Annotated in this window: 2 protein-coding genes; both read right to left on the bottom strand. The window is 32.5% G+C overall.

The window, feature by feature from the left end:
• On the bottom strand, positions 1–509 hold a 509-nt coding region (locus AB0N03_RS52600; protein ID WP_364389069.1), incomplete at its 3' end, for a potassium transporter TrkG.
• 19 nt (positions 510–528) lie between these two features.
• Positions 529–1,007, bottom strand: a 479-nt coding sequence (locus AB0N03_RS52595; RefSeq protein ID WP_364389067.1) for a cation:proton antiporter, incomplete at its 5' end; no start/stop codon positions are given.

Below are 1,007 nucleotides of genomic sequence, written 5' to 3'. Positions count from 1 at the left end.
GCATTACAAAATGCCGAAATTGAATGAAATACCCCATAGTAAATTCCCGTTTTTATACCAAATTCTGGAATAAAACGTATTGAAAGTAAGGCTGCTCCAATGGCTTCTATCATTATTACGAAAATCGTGATACGCTTTACTAAAAATGAGAGATTTGCGGAATGTAAAAGTCCTGATGATTCAACCAATAGTTGTCGCTCATGTAAACCGATTTTATGTCCTAATCCCGTAGATATACTGATAATAACTGTCATGAAACCAATCCCACCAACCTGAATTAGACATAGAATTACCAACTGTCCCAAAAAAGACCAATGAGTAAAGGTATCATAAACAGTCAATCCTGTGACACATAGTGCACTAATTGAAGTAAATAAGCTATCAAGTAGTGGAGTCCAGTTACCTGTTTTGGATGAAATAGGCAATGCCAATAAAATGGTTCCTATCAATCCTAATAGAATAAATCCCAAAACTATTTTTTGAGAATAAGTCAACGTCTTGAAAAGCACCATATTCCTCGATTTCTAATTATATATTCCTTGCACTATCTTTTTTTATTACCATTTTAATTAGAAATGGAGCTAATAGTGTCGTCAAAATAATGACAATGACTAATTCTGAATAGATATTTTTATTAATGATAGCTCCACTTAATCCAATTTGTGCAACTATAAGTGACATTTCTCCTCTTGATACCATTCCTGTACCAATAAGAAGTGACTCACTTTTTTGTAGGTTACACGCCTTACCAGAATAATATGCAGGAAGAAATTTAGTCAAAATGGCTAGTAAGGTAAATAAAATAACAATAAATGGATGTTCAAACAAAACATCAAAACTTATAGAAATTGCTATTGAAACAAAGAAAATTGGAATAAAAATGACATAACCGATTGCAGAAACATACTCTTCAATTATCTCAGAAACTTCTGTTTGACTAATTGCAATCCCTGCAAAAAAACTTCCGATTACAGCTGACATACCAACTTTATCGGCAAGTAAACTTA

Source organism: Amycolatopsis sp. NPDC051061 (assembly GCF_040682935.1).
Lineage (GTDB): Bacteria > Actinomycetota > Actinomycetes > Mycobacteriales > Pseudonocardiaceae > Amycolatopsis.
The sequence above is the reverse complement of the archived record's forward strand: the minus strand, read 5'-3'. Positions and strand labels throughout refer to the sequence as shown.